At 42.9% G+C, this 8,031-nt stretch carries 6 protein-coding genes; 1 reads left to right on the top strand and 5 read right to left on the bottom strand.

What is annotated here, in order from left to right; translation table 11 throughout:
• Positions 1-262: 262 nt before the first annotated feature.
• Both galT and ACVPON_RS00935 read right to left on the bottom strand, forming a co-directional pair.
• Positions 263-1,753: a UDP-glucose--hexose-1-phosphate uridylyltransferase gene (gene galT, locus ACVPON_RS00940; protein ID WP_462875103.1), complete on the bottom strand. Its 1,491-nt coding sequence runs from the start codon at positions 1,751-1,753 to the stop codon at positions 263-265.
• Positions 1,754-1,766: 13 nt separating this feature from the next.
• A complete protein-coding gene (locus tag ACVPON_RS00935; RefSeq protein WP_462875101.1) occupies positions 1,767-2,939 on the bottom strand; it encodes a galactokinase in 1,173 nt (390 codons plus the stop codon).
• Between the two features lie 151 nt (positions 2,940-3,090).
• On the opposite strand from ACVPON_RS00935, the gene ACVPON_RS00930 reads away from it, so the two are divergent.
• Positions 3,091-4,092, top strand: a complete 1,002-nt coding sequence (locus tag ACVPON_RS00930) for a LacI family DNA-binding transcriptional regulator (protein WP_462875117.1) — start codon at positions 3,091-3,093, stop codon at positions 4,090-4,092.
• A 271-nt stretch (positions 4,093-4,363) separates the two neighbouring features.
• On the opposite strand, the gene gatB is transcribed toward ACVPON_RS00930, so the two are convergent.
• The 3 genes from gatB to gatC are packed head-to-tail and all read right to left on the bottom strand — an operon-like array spanning position 4,364 to position 7,571.
• Positions 4,364-5,803, bottom strand: a complete 1,440-nt coding sequence (gatB, locus tag ACVPON_RS00925; RefSeq protein WP_462875099.1) for an Asp-tRNA(Asn)/Glu-tRNA(Gln) amidotransferase subunit GatB — start codon at positions 5,801-5,803, stop codon at positions 4,364-4,366.
• Positions 5,800-7,269 carry an Asp-tRNA(Asn)/Glu-tRNA(Gln) amidotransferase subunit GatA gene (gene gatA / locus ACVPON_RS00920; RefSeq protein ID WP_462875097.1) on the bottom strand — a complete coding sequence of 490 codons (1,470 nt, stop codon included), beginning with the start codon at positions 7,267-7,269 and terminating at the stop codon, positions 5,800-5,802. The genes gatB and gatA overlap by 4 nt, the downstream gene beginning before the upstream one ends.
• A complete protein-coding gene (gatC, locus tag ACVPON_RS00915; RefSeq protein ID WP_462875115.1) occupies positions 7,269-7,571 on the bottom strand; it encodes an Asp-tRNA(Asn)/Glu-tRNA(Gln) amidotransferase subunit GatC in 303 nt (100 codons plus the stop codon). The genes gatA and gatC overlap by 1 nt, the downstream gene beginning before the upstream one ends.
• Positions 7,572-8,031: the final 460 nt, after the last annotated feature.

Here is an 8,031-nt window from a genome sequence, read left to right as displayed (position 1 = left end):
AGATCGCTTACATACCTTTTCTGAAACTATTTCAGTTTCATGCGTTTGGCGTGCTATCTAGCTAGTCGGGTTTTGTCTGTTTCATCCCCCAAAAAGCCATCTGTCTGTATTTTTCTTTTGTCGTCCTTATGTTAGACTTATTTATTGGCTCATTTCGCTAGATTCCTACTTATTAAAGAGGAAACCTTCTCTATTTCAAGCTGTTCACATGATAGTCTGTTGCTCTCAAAGTTAAGATATGTTCCACTAGTCCTTATGGATTTTATTGGCTAGTATCTGTCAAACCGACAAATTCCACAAAACGCAAGAATGCTGCTTGACCTTCTGGTGTTCGCTTATAGACACCAGCGTCCTCTAAAACCCTTTCAAAGACTTGACCGACTGCAGTGCGAACAAGCTGGCTTACATTGTCTTGAGAAATCTTAGAATGCTGTGCTTTTAACCTATCTGCCCAGTCTTGATGGTAGTCTGCAACCTGATCCACTTCTCCTAGTAGAAAAGCCTCCACCTCCTGCAATTCATCTTTAAGGCGGGGCGGTAAAATAGCAAGCCCCATCACCTCAATCAGACCGATATTTTCTTTCTTGATGTGCTGTACATCTGGATGAGGATGGTAGATCCCATCTGGAAATTCTTCAGACGTTTGATTGTCACGCAAGACCAAGTCCAGCTCAAACTGCTGCCCTCTTCTCCGTGCGATCGGGGTAATCGTATGGTGGGGCTCACCATTTGAAGAGGCGAGAATCTGTACTGCTTCATCAGAGTAAGTCCGCCATTTTTCCAAAATTTTAGTCGCTAGTTCTACGAGACGAGCCTTGTCTTCACAAGCCAGACGAATCACTGACATGGGCCATCTGACAAGACCTGCACTCACCTCCTCAAAACCTGCAAAGGTTAGCCTCTGCTCTATTTCTGCCTTGTCCATGGCAAAGCAATGCCGTCCTCCCTGATAATGATTATGGCTAAGGATGGACCCACCTGATATTGGCAAATCTGAATTAGACCCCACAAAGTAACCCGGCAACAAGTCTACCAAATCGAGTAATTGTTCAAAGGTTTTTGGGCTAATCGCCATCGGCACATGCTCTGTATGTAGGAAAATTGCATGTTCATTGAAATAAGCATACGGTGAATATTGGAAGCCCCACTTTTCTTCTCCCAAATCCAGGCGGATAATCCGATGATTGGCTCGGGCGGGGTGATTGATTCGTCCTTGATATCCTTCATTTTCCATACAAAGAAGGCATTTCGGATAATCCGAAGCTTCTGCTAATTTCGCAGCTGCAATCGCTTTAGGATCCTTCTCGGGCTTGGACAGGTTAATCGTAATTTCTAAATCACCATATTTTGTTGGTACCTGATAATAGATATTCTTTGCAATCGCCTTAATCTTAATATAATCATTGCGCTTGCTAAGGTCATAAAAATCCGCAATCGCTTGATCTGGCTGAATCTCATACTGATCCCAAAACTGCCGATTGACCTGACTAGGAGACGGCGTAATAAAATCCATCAGTACTGCCCCAAGCACTTCTTGTTCTTCAAGTAAGCCACCGATAAGACCATTTTCAACAGCAAGGGCAACCAACTCATCCTTGGCCTCTACAATAGTTTCAGCATGGCTTTCTCTTTCCACTCCTGCCTCACCGACCAGTGCCATCATCCGATTACAGAGATAGATCCGATCGAGTTCCCCATAGTCACTCTCTGAAATAACCCCGTCTACAAACCTGTCTAGTATACTTCTTCTCATTCACTCTACCTACTTATTTTCTAGATAAAACGCGGGAACCTGCTGCAATCTCAGCAATATAAAAGCTCGGTGCATAACCCACGATATCTGTATAGGTTTGTCCAACATTCTCAAGGAAGCGTTCGACCTTATCCTTTTCAACAATCGCAATACCACAGCCACCAAAGCCAGCACCTGTCATACGTGCGCCAAGTACACCGTCTTGCTCCCATGCTGTATGTGCTAGGGTATCTAACTCTAGACCTGTCACTTCATAGTCATGCTCTAAAGATACATGAGAAGCATTGATCAAGCGACCAAACTGTTGCAAGTCTCCCGCTTCCAAGGCCTGTCTTGCCTGCAAGGTCCGTTGATTTTCCCAAACAGCGTGGCGAGCCCGCTTGATGCGGTTTTCATCTTGAATCAGGTAGCTATACTCATCGAGAGTCTGTGCATCTAACTCACCCAAGGTCTGAATGTTTAAAACAGCATTTAGTTCTTCAAGTGCTCTTTCGCATTCTGCCCGTCGCTCGTTATACTTCGAATCTGCCAATTCACGACGCTTATTCGTATTCATGATGACAATGACATGATTTCCTAAATCGAGTGGCACCAATTCATATTCAAGTGTATTGGTATCTAGATAAATAGCCCGTTGGTCTGCTCCCATACCAATTGCGAACTGATCCATGATACCTGAGTTAACCCCGATAAATTCATTCTCCGTCTGCTTGCCTATCTTAACCAAATCAAGGCGACTCAAGTCCAGATCAAACAATTCTTCAGCAATAATCCCAATCAATAATTCTAAGGAAGCAGATGATGATAAGCCTGACCCATTTGGAATTGTACCATAGACAAAAACGTCTAGACCAGCATCAATTCTATGTCCTGCTTCTTGTAGATAGTGTAAGACCCCCTTAGCATAATTAGTCCAATTATCTGCCTTATCATAGACCAAGTTTTGCATATTCACCTCGATGATACCAAGGTCTTTAAAGTTAGCAGAGTAAAAACGCAATACTTGATCCTCACGCTTACGGGCTGCACCATAGGTTCCTAAAGTAATCGCAGCAGGAAAGACATGTCCACCATTATAATCTGTATGCTCTCCTATCAAGTTAATCCGCCCTGGGGAAAAGAAGGTCGCATCCGCTTCTTGCCCAAAAATCTCCTCAAAAGCCTGTTGAAGTTCTATTGTGTTCATGTACAATCCTCCATTGTAACCGTTTTTATTTTATTGTAAACTGATTTGAGCCATTTGTCAATATTTTTAGTAAATTTTACTAAAAATTCTTTTATAATCTATTGTTTCCACCAAAGTATGGTATAATGAAAGAGAATTGAGGAGAAGAATGATGGTTACTTTAAAAGATATTGCACAAAAAACACAGTTATCTACTGCAACGATTTCCCGTGTTTTGAAAGAGGATGCGAGCTTGTCTGTCAGTCCTGATACGCGGGAAAAGGTGTTTGCCATCGCCCAAGAATTAGGCTATACCAAACACTTGACCAAGCAACAGATAGACAGTAGCACGCGAAAAATTGGGATCCTGCAATGGTATACAGAAAGCAAAGAATTAGACGACCTCTACTACTATTCTATTCGGATTAGCTTGGAACAACACGCCTTTGCACTAGGCTATGACATCATTCGTTGCTTTCATGATATTTCCTCACCTCTGCTCAAAGAAGTCGATGCCTTGATTGCTATTGGAAAATTCAGCCAGCAGCAAATGACCAAGTTAGCAAAGCAGCACAAACAACTGGTCTTTGTAGATTTCGATACCCTAGCAGATGGTTTTTCCTGCGTGACAACCGATTTCAATCGCTCTGTTATTCAGGTCATCGACCATTATCTTGGGCAAGGGATTACAGAAATTGGGATGATTGCAGGTCAAGAAGAAACCTATGATAAGAAAATGACCTTGTTAGACCCACGGCTCCGAACCTTTAAGCAATACCTGTCTGATCACGGTCTCTACCAAGAACGATTTGTCTTTACGGGTTCCTTTAGTAGCCAATCAGGTTACCAACTGATGAAAGAAGCGATTGACAGTTTGGGAAATGACCTACCGACCGCCTTTTTCATTGCAAATGATAGTCTGGCAGTCGGGGCCCTCCGCGCCCTGCAGGAAGCTCAAATCATCGTTCCTGATCGTGTCCAACTCATCACCTTTAATGACACAGCCATTACCAAACAGGTATATCCTGCCCTATCCAGTATCACCGTTTTTACCGAAGAAATGGGGATTCAGGCTGTTGATCTAGTTGATACCATGCTCAAAAGACCTGCGACCTACCACCCCCGTATGGTCAAATTGGGAACACAACTAACCCTAAGAGAAAGTAGCTTGTAAGCCTAAAATGAGGCTGGGACTTTTGTCCCAGCCTCATTTTCTCTGCAAAAAGAAACCATGTTCTAGCTTCGATTGCCTATCCTTGTTTCTGTTTGATTTTCTTTGAATATAATATACTCATTTAGTTTAACTTTTATTACTTCGTTAACTCGCTTTGCCGTACTCCAGTACAGCCTGCAGCTCGTTGCCTAGTACTACAACTATAACAACCACAAGAGAAAATCTCCTGCTCATAGCCCTCCAACAAAGAACCTGCTAGAAACACTAGCAATTAGTCCAGTAACTTCTGCAATTCTTGTGCCAATAATTGCTGCGCTACTTGTGGATTGGCTTGCCCCTTGGTTGCTTTCATTAGGAAACCAGTAAATGCCTTGTCTGCATTGCGTTTGCCAGACTTGAAATCAGCTACAGCCGCTTCATTATCCGCAAAGACTTGATGAATAATTGGGACTAAGATAGCTGGATCTGAAATCTGTACCAAGCCAGCTTTTTCCACGTATTCACGCGCAGAGCCACCATTTTTAGCTAAGTGTATAAAGACCTTTTTAGCAATTTTAGACGAAATCGTTCCATCTGCAATTAAGCCAAGCATTTCAACTAGATTTTCTGGTGAAAGAGCAATCTCTGATAGGGTCTTTTGCTCCGCATTCAAGAACTGAGCGACCTCGCCTTGCAACCAGTTCGATACCTGTTTGGCATCGCCACCAAGTGCAATGGCTGCCTCAAAAAAGTCCGATAAGGTCTTAGTCGCCGTTAATTGACCAGCGTCATAGGCTGACAAGCCCAAGCGTGCCATATAGTCTGCACGTCGCTCCTTTGGAAACTTCGGCAAGGTGGAAGCAACTGCTGCAATCCAACTATCTTCAATCTCATACAAGGGTAGGTCTGGCTCTGGGAAATAGCGGTAATCGGCTGACCCTTCTTTGACACGCATCAGAATCGTTTCTCCCGTTGCCTCATCATAGCGGCGTGTCTCCTGCTGAATCTGACCGCCAGAACGTAAGATCTTCGCTTGGCGCTCCACTTCATATTGTAACCCTTTTTTTACATAGTTAAAAGAGTTCAAGTTTTTCAATTCAGTCTTTGTACCAAATGCTTCTTGACCATACGGACGAAGGGAGATATTGGCATCGACCCGCATCGATCCTTCTTCCATCTTCACATCTGAAATACCTGTATACTGGATAATTTCTTTCAATGCTGTCAAGTAGGCATAGGCCTCTTCTGGGCTACGCATATCTGCTTCTGAAACAATCTCAATCAAGGGTACACCCTGACGATTCAAGTCAACATAAGAGTAACCGTCTGTTGCGTGGGTATTTTTTCCTGCATCTTCTTCCAGATGTGCCCGTTCAATGCGGATTTTCTTAGTAGAGCCATCTTCTAACTCAATCTCAATCCAACCATTGTAGCCAATCGGCTCATCAAACTGAGAAATTTGATAAGCTTTAGGATTGTCTGGATAGAAATAGTTCTTGCGGTCAAAGTGCATCTGCTGGTGAATCGCCATATTCAAAGCCAAAGCCGCCTTAATTCCTGCTTCTACAACTCCCTTATTCAAGACCGGCAAGACCCCAGGGAAAGACCAGTCAATCACATTGGTATTGGCATTTGGATCCTCTCCAAAATGCGCAGAGGAAGGAGAGAAAATTTTTGAATGAGTATTTAGTTCAACATGGACTTCTAGCCCAATAATGGTTTCAAAATTCATTGATTTTCACCTCCAAAAATCACTGGTTGTTGCTTATGATAATCTGTCGTTGCCTCAAAGGCTGCTGCCACTTGATAAATCGTTTCTTCACTATGTTTTGGTCCGATGAATTGCAAACCAACTGGTAGCCCCTCTACAAACCCAGCAGGAATCGAAATCCCTGGCAAACCCGCTAAGTTGACAGGAATCGTCAACAAATCAGCTAGGTACATGGCAACTGGGTCCTGATTTAAGGTTCCAAGGCCATAAGCAACCGTCGGAGTAGTTGGCCCTAAAATCAAATCATAATCAGCAAAGATTTTCTCAAAATCCTGAATAATCAGACTACGAACCTGTCCAGCTTTTTTATAATAAGCATCATAATAACCAGATGATAAGCTAAAGGTTCCAAGCATAATCCGGCGCTTCACCTCTTCTCCAAAGCCTTGGCTACGCGTATGAACATAAATCTCATCTAGGTTTGTCGCATCTTCTGCACGGAAACCATAGCGAATTCCATCAAAACGTTGCAAGTTTGAACTCGCCTCCGATGAAGCAATGATGTAGTAAACAGCTACGCCATACTTGCTATGTGGTAGGCTGACTTCCTCAATTACTGCACCTAGGCTCTCCAGATGTTTTGCTGCCTGTAAAATACAGTCCTTGATTTGTGGGTCAATCCCCTCTCCGATATACTCTTTTGGAAGGGCAATCTTCATTCCTTTGATATCTTGACCAATCTTGCTTGCATAATCTGCCACCTCAATCTGAGCTGATGTTGCATCCTTGCTATCATGACCTGCAATCACATTGAGTAACTGAGCGTTTTCTTTAACCGTTGGTGAAAATGGTCCAATCTGATCCAGAGAACTACCAAAAGCAATCAAGCCAAAGCGAGAAACTGTTCCATAGGTTGGCTTCATACCGACCACACCATTAAAGGCCGCTGGTTGACGAATAGAGCCACCTGTATCAGACCCCAACGACAAGCGTACCTGACCAGACGCCACAGCTGAAGCAGAACCACCTGATGAGCCACCCGGTACCTTGGTCTGATCCCAGGCATTCTTCGTCTTTTTAAAGTAAGAGGTCTCGGTTGAGCCACCCATGGCAAATTCGTCCATGTTGGTTTTCCCAATGACGACCATATCTTTTTTATAGGCCTTCGCTACAGAAGTCGCATCAAAAATTGGCTCATAATTGTAGAGCATCTTAGATGCCGCTGTTGTCAATATTCCTTTGGTGGAAATATTGTCCTTCACCGCTAACGGAATTCCTGCCATTAGATTATCTGCATCAATTCCTTTCGCATCAATCTTAGCTGCCTGAGCCAATGCCTCTTCTTCGGCAACAGTAATAAAACTACCGACTGCTTCTTCACGCTCTTTGATATCCTCCAAAGTCGCCTTAGTTAATTCAACAACTGACACTTCTTTCTTGGAGAGAAGGTTGTGCAACTCATCAATTGAATAGTGATTATAAGTCATTAGGCGTCTCCTCCCCCATCCAAAATAGCTGGAACTTTAATAAAATGATGATGGGACTCAGGAACATTTTTAAAGAGTTCCTCTCTGACCTCACCTTTTTGGGCAACATCTTCCCGCATTACATTTTTGCATGCTGCCATCGTCGTGGTGACAGGAACACCTGTCGTATCCACTTCATTCAACAGCTCTACCATCTCAACAATCTTACTCAAGGTTGTTGCAAAAACTGCTGTTTCTTCCTCATTAAAAGCCAACTTTGACAAATTAGCCACATGACGAACTTCTTCTTCTGTAATTTTCATCATTGCATCCTTTCCTACTCATTCTCAAAAGAACATCAACAATCGGAAAAGCTCCGACCTTTCTGTCGACTTCCTATATCGTATCCCTCTTATTTTACCACAAATCGCTTGGCTTCCTCAATGAAATATCATTCTAAAACGCATATTTCTTCCAATCATTCTTTACAATTTTTTATAAGTTATCGAACTATATTCTCTTGGAACATGCCCTAAACTATGTGTGAGAAAGATAGACAGCTGTTCTAGCTTCAATTTTGCAGGTGGGAATTGGTTTCCTTCAACTGATGTCTACATTCTATTTTAAAATGAAAGCGCTGGAATACAAAGATAGGCACATGACCATTTGATTGCCGGTCTCCAAAGTCTGAGTTTGAGTTTCAAAGAGTATATAGTTGTTTCGTTTCCTTTTAGTACTAGGCAAGGAGCTGCAGGCTGCTTCAACAGTCTAATGACTGTTGAA

Source organism: Streptococcus sp. 1F3 (genome assembly GCF_054968985.1).
Note: the sequence above shows the minus strand (reverse complement) of the source record. Positions and strands in the feature narration are given on the sequence as shown.